Annotated in this window: 23 protein-coding genes; 19 read left to right on the forward strand and 4 right to left on the reverse strand. The window is 39.3% G+C overall.

Annotated elements, in window-relative coordinates:
• Positions 1 to 8: 8 nt before the first annotated feature.
• The 4 genes from IQ244_RS33350 to IQ244_RS06205 all read right to left on the reverse strand — a co-directional run bounded on the left by IQ244_RS33350 (position 9) and on the right by IQ244_RS06205 (position 2,445).
• Positions 9 to 314 (reverse strand): DUF3155 domain-containing protein, encoded by a 306-nt coding sequence (locus IQ244_RS33350; RefSeq protein WP_096560856.1) that lies wholly within the window; start codon positions 312 to 314, stop codon positions 9 to 11.
• The gene (locus tag IQ244_RS06195) at positions 283 to 615 is read right to left on the reverse strand and encodes a GIY-YIG nuclease family protein (protein WP_228058766.1); all 333 of its coding nucleotides are present in this window, start codon (positions 613 to 615) and stop codon (positions 283 to 285) included. The genes IQ244_RS33350 and IQ244_RS06195 overlap by 32 nt, the downstream gene beginning before the upstream one ends.
• 54 nt (positions 616 to 669) lie before the next feature.
• Positions 670 to 1,785, reverse strand: coding sequence for a hypothetical protein (locus tag IQ244_RS06200; RefSeq protein ID WP_096560854.1), 1,116 nt, complete (start codon positions 1,783 to 1,785; stop codon positions 670 to 672).
• A gap of 72 nt (positions 1,786 to 1,857) precedes the next feature.
• On the reverse strand, positions 1,858 to 2,445 hold the full coding sequence (locus IQ244_RS06205) for a hypothetical protein (RefSeq protein WP_096560929.1): 588 nt from the start codon (positions 2,443 to 2,445) through the stop codon (positions 1,858 to 1,860).
• A gap of 233 nt (positions 2,446 to 2,678) precedes the next feature.
• On the opposite strand from IQ244_RS06205, the gene IQ244_RS06210 reads away from it, so the two are divergent.
• From IQ244_RS06210 to IQ244_RS06295, 19 genes are all read left to right on the forward strand, one after another.
• Entirely contained in the window at positions 2,679 to 3,662 is a 984-nt protein-coding gene (locus IQ244_RS06210) for a hypothetical protein (RefSeq protein WP_096560853.1), read from the forward strand.
• Between the two features lie 20 nt (positions 3,663 to 3,682).
• Entirely contained in the window at positions 3,683 to 4,477 is a 795-nt protein-coding gene (locus IQ244_RS06215; protein WP_193890955.1) for a hypothetical protein, read from the forward strand.
• Between the two features lie 14 nt (positions 4,478 to 4,491).
• Positions 4,492 to 5,343 carry a hypothetical protein gene (locus IQ244_RS06220; RefSeq protein WP_193890957.1) on the forward strand — a complete coding sequence of 284 codons (852 nt, stop codon included), beginning with the start codon at positions 4,492 to 4,494 and terminating at the stop codon, positions 5,341 to 5,343.
• A 145-nt stretch (positions 5,344 to 5,488) separates the two neighbouring features.
• Positions 5,489 to 6,733 (forward strand): AAA family ATPase, encoded by a 1,245-nt coding sequence (locus IQ244_RS06225; RefSeq protein ID WP_193890960.1) that lies wholly within the window; start codon positions 5,489 to 5,491, stop codon positions 6,731 to 6,733.
• 5 nt (positions 6,734 to 6,738) lie between these two features.
• Positions 6,739 to 7,326 carry a hypothetical protein gene (locus IQ244_RS06230; RefSeq protein WP_193890963.1) on the forward strand — a complete coding sequence of 196 codons (588 nt, stop codon included), beginning with the start codon at positions 6,739 to 6,741 and terminating at the stop codon, positions 7,324 to 7,326.
• A gap of 391 nt (positions 7,327 to 7,717) precedes the next feature.
• On the forward strand, positions 7,718 to 8,116 hold the full coding sequence (locus IQ244_RS06235) for a hypothetical protein (RefSeq protein ID WP_193890966.1): 399 nt from the start codon (positions 7,718 to 7,720) through the stop codon (positions 8,114 to 8,116).
• 22 nt (positions 8,117 to 8,138) lie between these two features.
• Positions 8,139 to 8,690: a hypothetical protein gene (locus IQ244_RS06240; RefSeq protein WP_193891087.1), complete on the forward strand. Its 552-nt coding sequence runs from the start codon at positions 8,139 to 8,141 to the stop codon at positions 8,688 to 8,690.
• Positions 8,691 to 8,698: 8 nt separating this feature from the next.
• Positions 8,699 to 8,959 carry a hypothetical protein gene (locus IQ244_RS06245; protein WP_193890971.1) on the forward strand — a complete coding sequence of 87 codons (261 nt, stop codon included), beginning with the start codon at positions 8,699 to 8,701 and terminating at the stop codon, positions 8,957 to 8,959.
• 60 nt (positions 8,960 to 9,019) lie between these two features.
• Positions 9,020 to 9,238, forward strand: a complete 219-nt coding sequence (locus IQ244_RS06250) for a hypothetical protein (protein WP_011316696.1) — start codon at positions 9,020 to 9,022, stop codon at positions 9,236 to 9,238.
• A gap of 10 nt (positions 9,239 to 9,248) precedes the next feature.
• Positions 9,249 to 10,091, forward strand: a complete 843-nt coding sequence (locus tag IQ244_RS06255; protein ID WP_096542706.1) for a phage terminase large subunit family protein — start codon at positions 9,249 to 9,251, stop codon at positions 10,089 to 10,091.
• A gap of 4 nt (positions 10,092 to 10,095) precedes the next feature.
• Positions 10,096 to 10,662 (forward strand): hypothetical protein, encoded by a 567-nt coding sequence (locus IQ244_RS06260; protein WP_193890974.1) that lies wholly within the window; start codon positions 10,096 to 10,098, stop codon positions 10,660 to 10,662.
• Between the two features lie 18 nt (positions 10,663 to 10,680).
• Positions 10,681 to 11,169, forward strand: coding sequence for a hypothetical protein (locus IQ244_RS06265; RefSeq protein WP_193890978.1), 489 nt, complete (start codon positions 10,681 to 10,683; stop codon positions 11,167 to 11,169).
• Positions 11,169 to 11,510, forward strand: coding sequence for a hypothetical protein (locus IQ244_RS06270; RefSeq protein WP_193890981.1), 342 nt, complete (start codon positions 11,169 to 11,171; stop codon positions 11,508 to 11,510). The genes IQ244_RS06265 and IQ244_RS06270 overlap by 1 nt, the downstream gene beginning before the upstream one ends.
• 4 nt (positions 11,511 to 11,514) lie before the next feature.
• Positions 11,515 to 12,165 carry a M23 family metallopeptidase gene (locus tag IQ244_RS06275; protein ID WP_193890984.1) on the forward strand — a complete coding sequence of 217 codons (651 nt, stop codon included), beginning with the start codon at positions 11,515 to 11,517 and terminating at the stop codon, positions 12,163 to 12,165.
• A 26-nt stretch (positions 12,166 to 12,191) separates the two neighbouring features.
• A complete protein-coding gene (locus tag IQ244_RS06280) occupies positions 12,192 to 13,019 on the forward strand; it encodes a lysozyme (RefSeq protein ID WP_096560839.1) in 828 nt (275 codons plus the stop codon).
• A 9-nt stretch (positions 13,020 to 13,028) separates the two neighbouring features.
• Positions 13,029 to 13,154 carry a hypothetical protein gene (locus IQ244_RS32950; protein WP_265578908.1) on the forward strand — a complete coding sequence of 42 codons (126 nt, stop codon included), beginning with the start codon at positions 13,029 to 13,031 and terminating at the stop codon, positions 13,152 to 13,154.
• Positions 13,155 to 13,169: 15 nt separating this feature from the next.
• Positions 13,170 to 15,203, forward strand: a complete 2,034-nt coding sequence (locus IQ244_RS06285) for a DNA translocase FtsK (RefSeq protein ID WP_228058767.1) — start codon at positions 13,170 to 13,172, stop codon at positions 15,201 to 15,203.
• Positions 15,193 to 15,657: a hypothetical protein gene (locus IQ244_RS06290; RefSeq protein ID WP_096560837.1), complete on the forward strand. Its 465-nt coding sequence runs from the start codon at positions 15,193 to 15,195 to the stop codon at positions 15,655 to 15,657. The genes IQ244_RS06285 and IQ244_RS06290 overlap by 11 nt, the downstream gene beginning before the upstream one ends.
• Positions 15,658 to 15,678: 21 nt before the next feature.
• Positions 15,679 to 16,158, forward strand: a complete 480-nt coding sequence (locus tag IQ244_RS06295) for an ATP-binding protein (protein ID WP_193890987.1) — start codon at positions 15,679 to 15,681, stop codon at positions 16,156 to 16,158.
• The last annotated feature ends 193 nt before the right edge of the window (positions 16,159 to 16,351 follow it).

Raw genomic sequence — 16,351 nt, forward strand, 5'->3', positions numbered from 1 at the left:
TTTTTGATTTAACTAGCGATGTCTGCTATTTCCAGTGAGAATAGGTTGTGATTTTCAATCGCATATTTATAGCTAAACAGTCCATTGTTTGATAAGAAAAATTTTTCTTCACTACCCGATATTTTAAGTACTGTGATAACGCATGGTGGTTGAATATTGTTATTGCGGATGAATTTCCTTGCAGTTGTACAGGTTTTTTCTTGATGGTTCTGTTGATAGCAACTAAAGCTTGTAACCTTTGATAGCAGAACTTTTCCACTTAACTTACGTCTCAAATGGTATTTACCTAGTTTTTGTCGAATTCGTTTTGGCATTTTGCACTCTCCTTAATAATTGTGCATGGTTTTTATATCGCTTAAGTTGAATTTCAAGCTGACGAGCTTCTTGTTTACTTGAGGTCTTCCATACGTAAACAATTTTGAATTCGATGCCGCGTTCTATCGCAGCACGAGTAAATGCTGCTCCAGACCCTTGTAGATGCTGCTGAAATCTTTTCTTGAGGTTCGCGCATGAACCTAAGTAATAACGAGCTTGATGTTTCTCATTTCCCAGCGGACGAGATAGCTCAATCATGTAGCAGCAAGGAATTGAGGGAATTTTTCCTGACAATTCCATATATGCTTTTTTGGGATGATTTTTAAGACTGAGGCGTTAGCTGATTGTGGTGGTTTACGTAGTTACGCAGTTGAGTCTTTCTTGTTCTTGTACCCAACTAATTACATTTGATTTACTAATGCTTACAGGCTTATCTTCACCTGCAATAAATACTTGAAGCCAGCCAGTTTCTAAATCATAGTAGTCAATAATTAAACCTGCTTCTCTGGCTGTTGTTAGAGCTAATACTTCCTGGGGCAACAATCTTTCAATTCTTAACTGATCTTCTGGGGAAAGCTGCTTCCAAGCTTCATCTTTAACAGCCAGATGCCTGTATATAGCACTTCTAATTTGATAATAACTGGTAGCTGATTTGAGTTTTTCTGCCAGCATTAACACTTCTTCCCCAACTGACTGTTGTTCTGTAGCGTTACTGGTGCTAGTTTGTTCGTTTTGTTTTAGTCTGGAGTTAACTTCTAGAGCTTTTTCTCTCTCTGTTGAGGATGTTTCCGCTTGTAGAAGCATACTCGACCCAACCACAACCACTTCAGATTCAGCAGTCTCTTCCTGGGGCTGCTCTTTTTCTTGGGATTTGATTTTGGCGTGATAATCTGCGATCGCATCGCGGAGAATTTCTTGGGGAAGTAGCCCATATCCATCAATTAATTCCTGTGTGAGTATCCCTGTTTGGTGGTCTTCTTCCCACTGAGGAGGGAACTGACAGTAGCGATCGCCTTTTGGAGTTTTGCGCCAGATTGATATCTGCTTTTGTTGTTCCTGCTTTTGGGTTTTAAGGAGGGCTTTCCTCTCTTCGATTAACTCCAGTACTAGTTTGCAGGTCAATCCTCCAATTGGATAATCCTGTAAGTGACTGATAATTGGTTTGTATTGAAGAGAACACAATCTGAGAAGTATTGTTACTGGAATTGCGGCTAGGTGTTGAGGACAAGTTAAAAATTCTTGGAAGTTTTCGGCTATTTTGAGCGCTCGTTTTTCCTCAGAGCTTCCTTTATCCCAACCGTATGTATCGAGCAAGGTTCGGTATTCTTTCTTGCTGTAGGTGGTTTTGTATTCGTAGAGTAGGAAAGCGGCGTGCAAATATTCCAGACTGCTGGTTTCGATATGTGCGGTTGGATTTGGATCTAATTGATGTTTTTGGAGATAAGAGATTGATGTGATAGTTCCTGGCATGATAAAATTCTCTTTGCATTAATTTCGTTGGTCTTAAAAGACCACTTACCTATTTAATTCACTGCAAATAATTCAGGCTGCTTGTTTGTCCCAAGCTTTTGATGATTTGGAGATAGCAGCCAAAGCATAGCCCAAGGTGTGCTTGTGAATTTTGGGCATTTTGTGAAACGACATATCTTGACCCCAATCTTGGACTGACTTGGTGCCAATATGTAATACTTGCGTGAGGGTTTTGACACAAGTTGCGCGAAAATTGGCGTGGGAAACAGTTTGCAGTATTTGCTGTTCAGTTAACCCTTCAAGGAGTATTCTTTCTAGAAAGGTTTGAGCATCTACTTCTGGTGCGTTGTATTCTCCTCTCAAGATGCTCTTTAGCTGCTTTGGCACGATTTCGGCGGTATGAATGTAAGCAAGTGAAACTTTGGAGTAGTTGGGTATCCCATCAAAATTGAGATCACTTCCCCACTTGCGAACTGTTGGTCTTTGTACACCTAAGACTGCACATAGTACAGTGATACATTTTTTGCGGTATTGCGAGTCGGTTTCTTCTTCGAGAAGTTCTGGGGGGCTGAGTTCTGCTATACCGAAACAGTGGCGTAGAAATTGTCTGGGTTCTAAGCCTTCTTTGGGTAAGTTTTTGAAGATTTCGCAGTATTTCATATTGGACTCGTGCAGAAATTTTGATTGAAACAGGTGTTTTTCTGCCATCTCAACTTTTTTGTGCTTTTGATTGAAGAATACCAAATCAACTAATTATGTATGTGTTTTATTTACATTTCGTAACTATTTAGCAGTGTGAAAATATTTTCACACTGCTAAATAGTTACGTTTATTAACTTTTATGTATAAAAAAGCTTCAAATATGCTTTGTGCTTCCGATAGACTGAAGTAACATGAGTAAACAACAGCCCGAACAAAACCCGAAGCTACCTTCAAAGCGCGGTCGTCCTGTAGATACAGAGAAAGACCGCGTGACAGTCCATATTAATGTTGATACGCGGGGTCAAATTGAGAAGCTAATACCTGAAATGGGTAAAAGCTTGTCAATGGTAGTTAGGAACTTGGTGAATTTGGGTTTAGAGCTTGTTGGTTTATCTCAAAAGGGACTTACTGTTCCTCGGTCAGGTAATTTAGAGGAGTGGCTTGCAAGTTCTACATCTTTGGGAACTGAGCTGCTTATTGCCTGTGAAACTTTAAATTTATCAGCTCCAAAATCAGGACAAATAGCTATTTGGCTTTTAGACAAAATGGCTTTTGGGTCAAATGACCCTCAAATTATTAATGATGAAGAAGATACTGGTACAAAGCTTTTAGAAAGAATTCGTTTAGGAAAGAAACTGCAAAATTTTAGCCTTGAACAAGGCATAGAATTACCTCAAAATGAGGAATTTGCTACTTGGTTGGGGCAGTTATATACTAATGCTGTTATTGGACAGGAATTTGTCGCCGCTTGTCAGACGCTGGGTTTGCAGTTACCAGAGACAGGAAAACTACAGGAATGGTTACAAGATTTGGTGGAGCGATCGCGCAGCCTCTCCACAGTAGAATCTCAATTATCAAACGAGTTATTAGAAGAATGCGAGCGACTGGGGATAGATCCGCCAAAACCTGGTGAGGTTGTAGCGTGGCTACAAAATACCCGCCCTGCGGTATTTGAGCAGTCAATGCACAAACATAGGTTACCTTTTACAGATGATGGTTTGCCTTTAGGGGGGTCGCAACCGTTTTTGGAGCATTTACTGACACTAAATGCACCGCCAACTGAAGATGAGGAGTATGACATTGCTCATAGGTTTGGTGTAGACCCAGCGCATCTGAAGGAACTCATATCCCGCATGAGATTTGACAGAAACGGACAGACAAATAATTGTCATTAATTTGCTGAGGAGATAAATGCATGGATGCCATTGAAGATTCCTCAACATTGTGGACTTTATTATCTAGACCTGGATGGGAGATTAAGCCGAACCCAGTAAAGCATTTACTCAAAATTAAAGCTCCTGACTACCAAGAAGCATTAATACTTTATACTAACTATCGAAAATTTCTAGCGACGTGGGCAGCGTCTCTCAACTGTACCTGTGCTTTGATTGGAATTCAGGGGATGCGTGGGTCTGCATTCAAAATTCTTGCAGCAACGCCAGCATCGCAGCAGAAGTTATACGAAAGCTTGATTTTTGCGAGCTTACGAAAGTCGGTTAGTTGTGACTCCGAAAGACTAGTTGATCGGGAATTTGAGAATGATATCAGCAAGTATTCAGGGTTTTACATTGCCGAAACTTGTTTGTACCCTGAACTCAGACCAATTGTTGATGAAGTATTTTCAAACCCAGAAAAGAAACTTGCTTTAACACGAATGTCTGACAATTTTCAATTGATCGTGTCTGCATCAGCAGCACGGGCAATGAGTTCTGACTCACAAGATGTAGTGCGTCGTCGAACCACAGATTTTTGGCACGCTAGAGACTACCAGATTTTCATACAGAAGTTTAAGCAAGATGGTAGCACAGGTTTTGAAATCACTTACCACGCAACAACCAATCTCCCAAAAATTAATCCTTTGGCACCGTGGGCGCGGTTTACTACAAGCTATCGGTTTTTTGAAATTGATGTTGGTGATCGCACAGAAGTGTACCGTTTGGGCGAAGGTAAGGATATTACACCCATCAGTCGTCCCAAGGTTGTTTCATAATATAGTGAGGTTTTATGGCAGTAAGATTCCTAGAAAACAAAGGCAGTGGCAATATCCTAGAGATTAGTAAAGCTAGGCTTTTGGAGCTTACTCCTAATGTTTATCCCCTTACCTGGGAAGCGATTCTTTCAGGTAAAGGTGATAGTGTAGCTATTTTGGGTGCAGGTTTTGCCGAACGTGAAGTTTTTTTTGGTTTTGACGGAGTGGACTTGACGCGCTACCAACTTCCGACAATCGACTGTTACGACATTGCTACTAATCCACCAGAAAAGTTTTTAGCTTTGCGTAGCCAATACCCAAATCTACAGTTAAATTATTTTTGCGATCGCAATCTAGCAGAACTAGAACTGACAAAACTTTACGCTCCTAAAACATTACGGTTAGTTTCAGTACATGGAGTGTTAGATTATTTGCAACCAGATGCTGTTATGCGGTTGTTACTCGATATAGTGAAGGTGCAACCGGAAGCGATATCAGTGCGGCTATTTTTAATTGGAAACCCGTGGTCGCGTAATTTTGCAAGTACAAATCAGTTAGCTGAGGAAGTAAAATCAATTGAAATTATTACAAGTAGTTTGGTTGAACCAATTGATTTTAATCTATTTTGTCGTACAGGTATTTTTAGATTAGATATTTCAGATGAAGATAAAATTGCACATAATTTATTACCAACATATGGTGCATCCCATGTAATCCCTGATAAGTTAGTTGGATATCTTAAAACTCAAGGATATCAACTTATAACAAGCGATGTGTACTCACTTACTAATCAAGATTTACAAGGATATGAATCACAACATTCTAATCTTAATGAATACAAATGTACGAATTATCCGCACGGAATATTGTTATTTTTCAAACGATAAAATAGCTAGCTCTGTAAAATTCATAGGCGTAATTAACTAAATTTGGCTAAAAGCGTAGTTAAAGAAATAATGTTAATAATTAAAGTAAGGTTATCTAATTTATAAGAGGTTATTTGATAAGTATGAAATTGTTTGGGAGAGCAAAATGTTAAAAGAACTTCACCTCCAGCAAGTTGGACCTGCTGCCCACTTTGATGTCGCATTTGCCGATAGGCTCAATATATTTACAGGTGATAATGGTTTAGGTAAAAGTTTTTTACTAGATATCGCTTGGTGGGTGATGACTACAAATTGGGTAGAACAACCAGCATACCCACAGAAAGTTAGAGGTGAAAATCCGCAAATTACAGGAATAATTAGCAATAAAAAAGATATAAGAGAATATCAGAGTTACTTTGATTTTTCTGAACAAAAATGGCGTAGTTTACAAATGCCTCCTTTATTAAAAGAGGTCGTTATTTATGTACGGGTTGATGGTAGTTTTTCTGTTTTTGACCCAGCTCGCCAACGCGATATTGCTTATAATTTTAACCCAAATACACTCTGGAATGGATTAAAATCAAAAAATAAAGTTCTTTGTAATGGTTTAATTCAAGATTGGGTAACATGGCAAAATCAACCAAATAAATATCCATTTCAACTATTTTCTAATGTTATTAAAAAACTTGCACCTCACCCTTCAGAATGGATAGAAGTGGGAGAGCCAACGCGAGTTTCTATTGAAGATGTGCGCGATATTCCTACTGTTGACCTACCTTACGGGAATGTTCCTGTCACTCAAACATCAGCCGGAATGAAGCGTATTCTGGGACTAGCTTATTTACTAGTGTGGACTTGGTACGAACATAAAAAAGCTGCTGAATTACGGCAACAAAAGCCAGTAAATCAGATAGTTTTACTAATTGATGAAATTGAATCTCATTTACATCCTCGTTGGCAGAGAGTGATTTTACCAGCTATTTTAGCTGTAGTGAAAGAATTACAACCCAGGATGAAGATACAGGCTTTAGTAACTACTCATTCTCCACTTGTTCTTGCTTCCTTAGAGCCAAATTTTAATGAGCAAGAAGATCAACTATTTTTATTTAAATTACAAGATAGAGAAGTTAGCCTTGATGAAGTACCTTGGTCAAAACAAGGGGATACAGTTGGATGGTTAACCTCAGAAATTTTTGGTCTTAAACAAGCCCGTTCCAAAGAAGCAGAAATCGCAATTGAAGCAGCAGAGGCTTGGATGCGTAATGATGATATGAATGCGTTTCCAGAACACTTGAGAAGACCAATACAAATCCATCAGGAACTTCAAAGAGTTTTACCAGGACATGACCCATTTTGGCCCCGTTGGATAGTTACAACGGAGAAAAGAAATTTTGGGTTATCAGAGGTATAACACAGATGATGCCATTTAATCCTCCTCCAGAACCGCCTGATTTTGATGAAAAAGTGCGACAACCGGGAAATGCTTGGTTGGAAAAAAATCCTGATATCAAAAAAGGAACTAGAGATTATTGGTCGCCTTTCAAAAGTTATTTAGCCGATGGATTTAATAATCTTTGTGGCTATAGCGTTATGTATGAACCAGTTGGTACAGTAGATCATTATCGCAGTCGTGAAAATTACCGCAATTTAGCTTACGAATGGACTAATTTACGCTTTGCTTCTGCTTGGATTAATAGTAGTAAAGGTACACTTGACGACCAAGTGCTTGATCCTTTTGATTTGGGAGAAGATTGGTTTGAAATTTTACTTCCTTCCCTACAATTAGTATTAACAGATAAAGTTCCTCCGCAACAACTTCAAAGGGCAGAATTTACTTTGGAACGGTTGCGGTTACGTGATGACGAAAGAGTCCTGCGCCAGCGTCAACAATGGTATCAACTTTATTTGGATGGTGATTTGACTCTACAAGGATTAGAGAAAAAAGCCCCTCTGATAGCTCGCGCGGTAAAGAAACAGCAGCAGGCTATTTCTCAACAAGGGTAAGCTTTGCAGTTATTAGATTGTGAAGGCAAGTATTCTCATAACATGAGACTGCAAGATAAATGGGTAAAAGTTCGATGAACTTCTCACAGGCTATTAAGTCCCATATTTCGTTATATATTTCTGTTAGAGTAATTTTTTATTAAAAGAGTATTTTTTTTATTGTTTTTACTCATATATACAAACGTGCTTGCATTATCAACAGGCAGTATGTAACTTGGCTAGTGTGCAGTTTATTAGGAGCTAGGTTGAAATATAGATGTATTTGAGTTGAGCTATACCTGTACTAAACTGACATATTTGGTAAATTATTTTCTAATTTATAAACAGTTTAGTAATTTACTAGTTTAATTCGCTTCTCATTGATGTTGTCTTTCACTTGGAATTGAGTTTGATGATATGTGAAAACGTTATCTACACCCAAAAAACACTTGCCGAAAGATACGGGATTTCAATCTCTGCTTTACAAAAGTGGTATCCCTATGCCGGTATAGTAAAACCGCGAAAGCGGGGAGGATATTTTGATGCAGCAACAGTTGAGATTGCTGATGTTTTTTACGTTGCTACCAAAATTCGGCGGTTGACGTATAAGGAATATTTACAGCAAGTAATTCCTGCTGGTGGCTTAGATGCTTATTTACAAAAAGTTAATGGCCTAACCCTTTATAACTTTTTGAGCAAGCATATATCTGATGAAGAAAAAAACAACCCAATTGTGCAATCAGTAATTAGGAGAATTGAGCGCAATGAAGCATATCAACAAAGTGGCAGAGACTTTGCAGGTGTCGCCTGATGTAGTACGTACCTGCTGTCGGTTGTTAGATTTAGCTTTGCAACCAAATGATACGCTTGACGAAACAATCGAACAGCAATTAGTTCAACTCAAAGAGATAGCTTCTCGTGAAGGTATGTCCCTTGAAGAAGCTGCCCAGCACTTGATTGCAATGCGCGATCGCAAATCAGAAGTAGGCGAACATAAGTTCGACAAGCGCGAGTATATTAAACAGCGATTTGGCGTAGATCCAGAACAAGCTTCCCCCGATAGTTTTGTAGGGATACTTTATCGGGATGCTGATAGGGGTATTCAGTTAGGAGAATTACGCCATAAAGTGGTGCTTGAATCTTCCACACTTGCTCTAGAAGAATTTGTTTTTCATGGCAGTAGTTCGCTGGCTGAAGGTAATACTTCCGTTTCGCCTGGTTACGACCAGGCGCAAGAGCGAATCAATTCGCGCATTGATAACGATTTTTTCGGCAAGGTGAACTGGGGGGAAGAGATTCATCCACTGTTGATCGGTACATCGACACCGCAGCCCAGACAGTTGAAGTCCTCGCAGCCGAAAACCGGGCAATCTCCGAAGAAATAGTAGCTCAGATGTTACCCATCTGCTATCGAATACGAGATGAGAGTTTACTTAATTTCAAAAAAACATCTACCCAAGCAGTTGGTATAAATCTACTTTCGGTAGTAGCTGGTACTGTGATTGGGACGTGGGTAGCGGTTCCCCCAACACAAGAGAGACAGGAAATTCCGAGTATTCAGCCAATTTTGATTGGTGTGGGTATAGGTGAATTAGTTGGTTTAATTTTGTCACTAGTAATAATTTGGTTTACTAGGGACGAACAAAAAACCTAATCAACTTTTCAAAATCAAGGCAGTTACTGATTTTAGTCGCATTATTGCCAGGGAGCAGGTATGAGTGCAGCATTTGATTTTTTGGTCAACACTGCGGGTGGTTTGTTAATGAACTTGGGTGTTTCTGGGATGGTAGGACAGCTATTGGGAGTGGGGGCCACGCTTGCCCTGCATCCTCTGTTGCTACTTACCGGGATAGTTGTGGGTGGTGCGGGAATTGCGATCGCACGCGAGTTAAACAAGCGCCCTCAGTTGCAGTTGGTTGTTGATAATACGTGAGGGGTAAATGATGTTTACTCCTACACCTGTGCGAAATAAACAACCAAGTCGAAGAAGACAAAAGGTAAATGTCACCCTGTGGACGGTTTGTTCGACTGTTAGTGCGCTGTCTGTTATTGGGGCGGTTGCATTAATGGTTGGATGGAAGCAACAAATTCCAAGTAATCAGATATCGGAGGTACAGCAAGTAAAGGCGCAAGTTGCCCAAATTCGAGAAGTGTACTTAGAAAAGCTTTCCCGTACTGATTACAATATAGACCATCTGTCCAGTTACTCCTCAGTAGAGGGTGCGCCTACTCTTACAGGCTGGCGACAGTTGGCGGCGGCATTGTGGGGGCAGCAATTGCGGGGTGAAATATCCAGAATGCAAGCTAATGAGAAATCTGGATTTTACCGCCTGCACTATATGCCGGCACTAGAGATAGTTAAATTCAACTCGCTGGATGTGTTACTAGAAGCAGCTTCTGGAAATAATAGTTTTTACTGGGGATACCGCAAAACCGATGGTACGAAAGTTGAGGAGAAGATACCAACCGGGGCTGCTGCTGTTTTGATTTTGGGTAAACTAGAGGCGATTGATTACGCCCAGAATTTGGAATCTCAACCATCTGTTGATCTGAATCAAATGTTAATTCAGATTAGGAATGCTCAAGAACCATACTCGCTTGCACAGGCGCAGCTGTTACGGGCGCGGGGGTATTTAGATCCAGTAGAGCAGATGGCACAGGTGGCAGATATCCGCGAGAAAATACGCCAGAAAGAGGAGGAAAGGCGAATATATCTCCAACAAATGAAGAAGCAATTACCTAATCCAATTCCTAATAGAAAGCCTGTTAATAAATCAGGGGAGTGATGTCATGTATGTTAAGTTTGCTGCTGCGATAATTTGCATAGCTTTGTGTTCGCTCAATGTTGTAGCGGCAGTCAAACGTACCCCTATTCGTACTACCCTGGAAGGTTCAACTCGGACAACGCTTGAGATGATGCCATCTCCCAATTCAGGAGTGCATTGGATGAGTGCAGTTATATTTCTGGCTGGATTTGCTTGTTTTTTGGGTTGGGGAATTTCTGAGTATAACAATGCAGTTGAAGAAACAGATGAAGTTTCTGAGAATTTGGGAAATTCTGGCAATCAGCAACTTCATGCTGGTGTTCCTAATACTGATATTCAGCCTTCTTTAATTCCCCCAGTTTCGCCTCCTGGGATGAGATTTAATAACGAGTTTTCTGCTAAAAATGTCGTTCAATTTTCTCCTCGTTCTGCTGTTTCTGGATTAGGGCGAGTAGATAGTAATCAGGTTGTTGAAGATGGAGTACAAAACCAAACTGGAATGTTATCTCCAGAAGAGTTTTACGCTCAACTTCAAGATGAAGATTTTTGGGAAGATACTAACTCCCAAATAAATAATAAACCCGCCAGCTAATTAATTTGAGGTCATATTATGAGTAGAAATCAACGCCGTAATTTTGATGTTGATTATTCTGAAGGTGGAGCAATTGTGCCTGCCAATCGGTTGCAAAATATGTTGCAGCAGGTACAGCAAGGAGGAATGGTAAATCAGCAACCTAGCGTTTCTCCTATGACCACTTATGATACTCAACCCGTAGAGGTGAGGTATATTAATGCACCTACTGCCTATAAGCCGAGAGTTCCTCAGATAGAAATTCCCTATATTGAGACTTGGAAAGCACATAGGTTGCATCCACAAAATCCCTGGAGATTTGGCTGGTATCCAGTATATTTTTTATCGGATGTAATTAAATCTCCTGTGGGTGTCGCTGCTGTGGGAGTGTGGTTATTAATAATGCTGTTGAATTTTCTCCTGAATGGCAGTTACACCGGGCCAGGATATGCAGATGGGAAGAAGATTGAAGTTGTACCCAAGGAAGTTCCTTCTTTTGCCCTGCCTGTGGTTAAGCAGTTGGATTAATGTGGGTAAAGGCAATTTTTTGGTTCGTACTGCTGGTGTGGATTGCAGATATCTTGCAACCAGGATATTTGCAGTTTTATAACTGGCGTAATGCTGTGGCATTAGCACAAAAGCTTCAATTTTTATCGCCAGCTGTTGTCTCTACTGCTGCACCTAGTGTGAATATATCTTCTAATCCTGCCTCTACTCGCTATTCCCCTAAAGTTAAGGAATCTGCAACATCCGGAGATGGCCTAAATTCTCCTGATTGCCGTGTAGCTCAGAATGATTTTGAGGAAGTATTGAGTACTGCAAAGATTGGTTGTTGGCAGGTTTCTCCTGCTAATGCAAAAAGGCGTTGAGACAATGCGAATAATCTTTGAAACTGACGGTAAAAAGGAGGTTAGTAATTCGACTGTAACTAGTTTGGATGAGACAGCCGATACTAATTCGAGTGAAAGTTGGAGATATGCGATCGCCACCTCAGTTGTCATTGCAGCTATGGTCATTCCCCAGGTTTCTGGATGGATTGAATCTCAATTGTTAGTTAAATCTCTCCAGAATCTAATACTACCTAGAACTGTTGTTAGTAATCAGGTTTTAAATAACGGTCGAATTGCCTTTCCTACTGCGGCTGGTACTCCTGTAACTAGTGAATTTGGTTGGCGGACACACCCCATTACAGGCGATCGCAAGTTTCACAGGGGAATTGATTTTGGCGCAGCCAAGGGTACGCCAATTTATGCGATTGATGCTGGCCGAGTAGCTTTTGCGGGTGACAGGGATGGTTATGGCAAAGCAGTTATTATTCAGCATCAGGGAAGTTTATCTACTCTCTATGGTCATGCCAGTCAGCTGTATGTACAGCAGGGACAACAAGTTGTCCGTGGGCAGATGATTGCAGCAGTAGGTAGTACGGGGTTTTCGACGGGGCCACATTTACATTTTGAAGTTCACGTTGATGGCGTAGCGCAGAACCCTCGTCCTTATTTACAAGAATATTTAGCAAACCGTTGAAAGTTATTTAGCTATTGGCAAGAGCAATGCAAATTGTACCGATTTTTATATCAGGTGTAGTTGGTGCAGCCTGCTCTGTTGCATTTTCCTATGGAGTAGCTTCACTGCCATGTGGATTGGTATCCAAGGGTGCGGATAGTGTTTGCCAAGTGCGTAGTTTCGGTAAGGCAGTTGATAGTTGGAAATTTGGGTTTATTGTTGGTGGTTTAATAGGATTGATTTTCAGTCCTCGTCATCAATTTATATCCCGTTTTCAACCCATTCATTTGTCAACTGCTTCCTTAATTACTTTAGGCATTTATTTCTCAATTTCTCAAGGTACTAGTGTTTCTTCATTTTCGTCAAATAGTTTAAAAATAAGAGTTAGTACAAGAGATTACCCACTACATCCTTATTCACCACGTTTGAGGGCTTTTTTAGCAACAATTCGTTGGGCGGAAACAGGAACCAGTGAGCCAGAAAGTTATCGAAAATTAGTATTTAACGGAACTTTTAATGATTTTTATACACACCCGTTAAAGAAACAGTGCGCTCCTATTAATGGTAAAAATGTTTGTTCGACTGCGGCTGGTGCTTATCAAATGTTGGATATAAGTTGGTATGACCTTCGGCCAAAGTTAAACTTAAAAGATTTTAGTCCAGCTTCTCAGGACAAGATGGCAATTGAATATATTCGTCGTAATAATGCTTTAAGTGACATTGAAGCAGGAAGGTTTGATATTGCTGTATGCAAAGTAGGTAGGATTTGGGCTTCGTTTCCTTGTAATAATTACAGTCAAAATCCTAAATCAATTGCTCAATTAAGAACTTACTATCAGCAGCAATTACAGAAGTTTGAAATTTCTAGGAAGTGAAGCTTAGTAATGTTACTACCATACAATAACACTAATGGTAATACTGAAATTCAAAAACAACAGCTTTGGACTGTAATTGTACAGGCCAAACAAGATGGTTTGAGCAATGAAGAGATTGTAGAGAATGTACGGTAAGCTTTACCGGATGCAATGGTTTTTTATGCTGAAACTGTTTTAAAGCAGATTGACTTTAAAGCAAAATTATCACGTCCAGTTGTTGAATTTAACTTGGAATTTTTATTTCAGGTAATATACGAATCAGTAATTGCAGGTACAAACGATGATGAAATATTATCAATCTGTGCAGAACACTGTACTTTAAATCAGTACGAGTTTGTACGTTATGCACTTGAGTATATCCATTTCAATAGAATGCCATCACAGTGGGAGCAAAATAACGTATATCAAAAAATGATTGAGATAGTTAATCTATCACCTATTGAATCTTTATTTGAATATATAGAATCAATTAAAAATATTTATCTCAAGCAGATTGGTTATAAAGTAGTTCAGGAGAATCTTTATAATTTATTTTTGAGCAATAAAGAAACTAGTTTCTTTACTGATTTAGCGAATAAATCGAGAGATAATTTTATTAAAAACTATTGCTGCCGAACGGCAGTGCTTGTTGCGCGTGCCACAGGTAAACCATTAGATTTAAAAGTGACAGGTGATGGCTCAATTCTTTTAAAAGAGCCTAAATATTTAGATAGAAATATCGGTGCAAATGAGATAAATACTTCACAAATTTTAACTATGGGGCAAGCAGGGAAACTATTAGTTGATACTTTAGAAGATTTTAATATTAATGCTAAGTATATTGATGCCAAAAATGGCCCCACTTTTAACCGTATTAGGGTAAAACTGGGACGGGGTGTTAGTTACAAGAAAGTAGAAGATATAGGTAATGACTTAGTACAGCAACTGGGTGAAGAATTAGGCTTAAAAGTTGCGCCAATGGTGAGTGTAGTGCCTGGGGGAGTTGTATTTGACATACCCCGGTTAGATAGACAATTTGCTTATTTCCGTGATTACTTTACTTTTGGCGGCGAACCTGACATTTATTCGGTGTCTATCCCCGGTGGTGTTGATGTTGATGGCACTTATGTCGAAATTCCTCTTTATAGCGATAACGTTACTCATATCCTGGGTGGTGGGCGGACGCGGGGTGGAAAATCGCAGTTTGAGAAAGCCGCAATCTTATACTTAGTGCGACGATATCCCCCTTCTGTTGTTCGACTGGCACTATCAGATGTTAAACGTGTGACCTTTGGTAAATTTGATGGGCTTCCCCATCTTGTAGCCCCAGTAGCACGTGATGCAGAGTCTACCGCTAACTTGCTTGATTACTTGGTCGAAGAAATGGAATTGCGCTACCAGGAATTTGAGCGCCACAGCAGTATTGAAACAATCGCACAGTACAACCTGCGGTTTGCACCTGATTTTGTCATGCCGCGAGTGATTTGTCTGATTGACGAGTGTTTTGATCTACTTTCCGATGATAACTACTGCGATCGCATTGAGACTGCGCTGATGAAGTTGCTTGCAAAAGCGGGTGGTGCGGGGATTCATGTATTGTTATATACTCAACGACCTGACAAAAACGTGATAGACCCGTTGATTCGCTCAAACTTTCCAGCGAAGACAGCCTTTGTTACAACCCGTCCTGAAGATAGTTGTATTATCCTGGGGGACGATAAAGACAAGCGTGCAGTTTATTTGCTGGGATACGGTGATTTTCTGTACAAGACGACTGAAGTTTTACGACTCCAAGCTTTATATGTTGCTGACGATGAAGACCCTGAATACTTCCAGCAATTACTCTTGGAAGCAAAAAACCAGAACGATCCTTATACAGCATGGAAATCTGGGTTAGACTTTGATGAATTTGTCGCTAGTTTGTATGGCGAGAGTCATGATAATGGTAAATCTAAAGCCACTACTGCTACTAAAACTAAGCAATCTAAGACTGATTTTGAGGGCAGTTTTAGTTTTAAGGTGCAGCTTGACGAAGAAGCAAGAAACTCAATTATGAATTTGCATCAAAAGGGCTATAAACTTGATGAAATTGTCAAAGCAGTATTCAATTTATCCCGTCAAGATGGTAGATCATACAAGAAATTTAGAAACGTTGTCGAAGAATTTTTAACTAACTTTAAAGGTGGTGGTGAAGATGATATTTGAACTGACCATGCCTTTACCCCCTTGTATGAACGAAATTATCAACCAGGCACGGTCGAGTTGGCAAGCTAGTGCTGAACTTAAGAAGTACTGGACAAACTTAATTGGTGAATTTGTTAGTGAATGTGAATTTTATTTAGATAGTACAGTTTGGATTGAGTTTCATTGGTATCTCAAAAATTTTGCACGAGATAGTGATAATGTAGCTGCTGCCGCTAAATTTATTATGGATGGGCTAGTTACAGGGCGAGCAATTCGTAACGATAACCTGACAGTTATCCAATCACCTGTTGTACATTACTATCATCGCAGTAGTGGTGATGATGGTGTGCTATTAAGACTTTCACAATCACCTGATTTTTTATTAGATAATTTTATTGTATCTAACAAATTTTCTAGAAAAAATTTAGAAAGACACAATCAAAAAATCACACATTTAATCTCAAACCAATTGTAGTTTCTCTAAAGGATAATAGTAATGTTACGTTATAAAGAATATACTTGGTTGATTGGTGAACTAAATGCAGGCAAGAATGTTAATTTATGGGGTAAACAGGATATTGGTAAGACTTTTACTGTTAAAAACTGTTTACTTAAAGATATGACTTTAAAGTCTGCTTATCTTAATCTTGAATATCCTTTTAGTGTGGCTCATCTATTTGATGTTATTCCTATGAGTTTTGATTTGTACTACCAGCAGGATTGGCAAAATATAATAAGCGAATTATCTGATGGATTAAATAGACTACTTGTGATTGATAATTTTGATAGGTTGCACTTTGTGAGCGATAGTTTTAGCAATGATTTATTGAGATTACAACAGTTGGCTCAACTAGAAAATTTTTCTTTACTATTAATATCTCGGATGCCGCTAAGATGTTTCCATTTTACGGGTTTTGCTAACTGTTTTGAAGAATTGGAATTAAACGAAACTAATACTTGGACTTTTGGAAAGTAGATATGTGATTTCTATATATTGTGATTTGGTGATATTCCAGTTTGGGTAGATTGTTGTTTTAAGCAACAAAGCAAGTTCGACTCTTGCTATCACCATTGGGAATGAAACTACTACTGAGACTGAAAATTAACGAGTACATATCTATTAAATAGTTGTGGAATTGTTAATAGAGTAAGGGGTAGGTTAGTAGTGT

It is taken from the genome of Nostoc sp. LEGE 06077, assembly GCF_015207705.1.
GTDB lineage: Bacteria > Cyanobacteriota > Cyanobacteriia > Cyanobacteriales > Nostocaceae > Nostoc_B.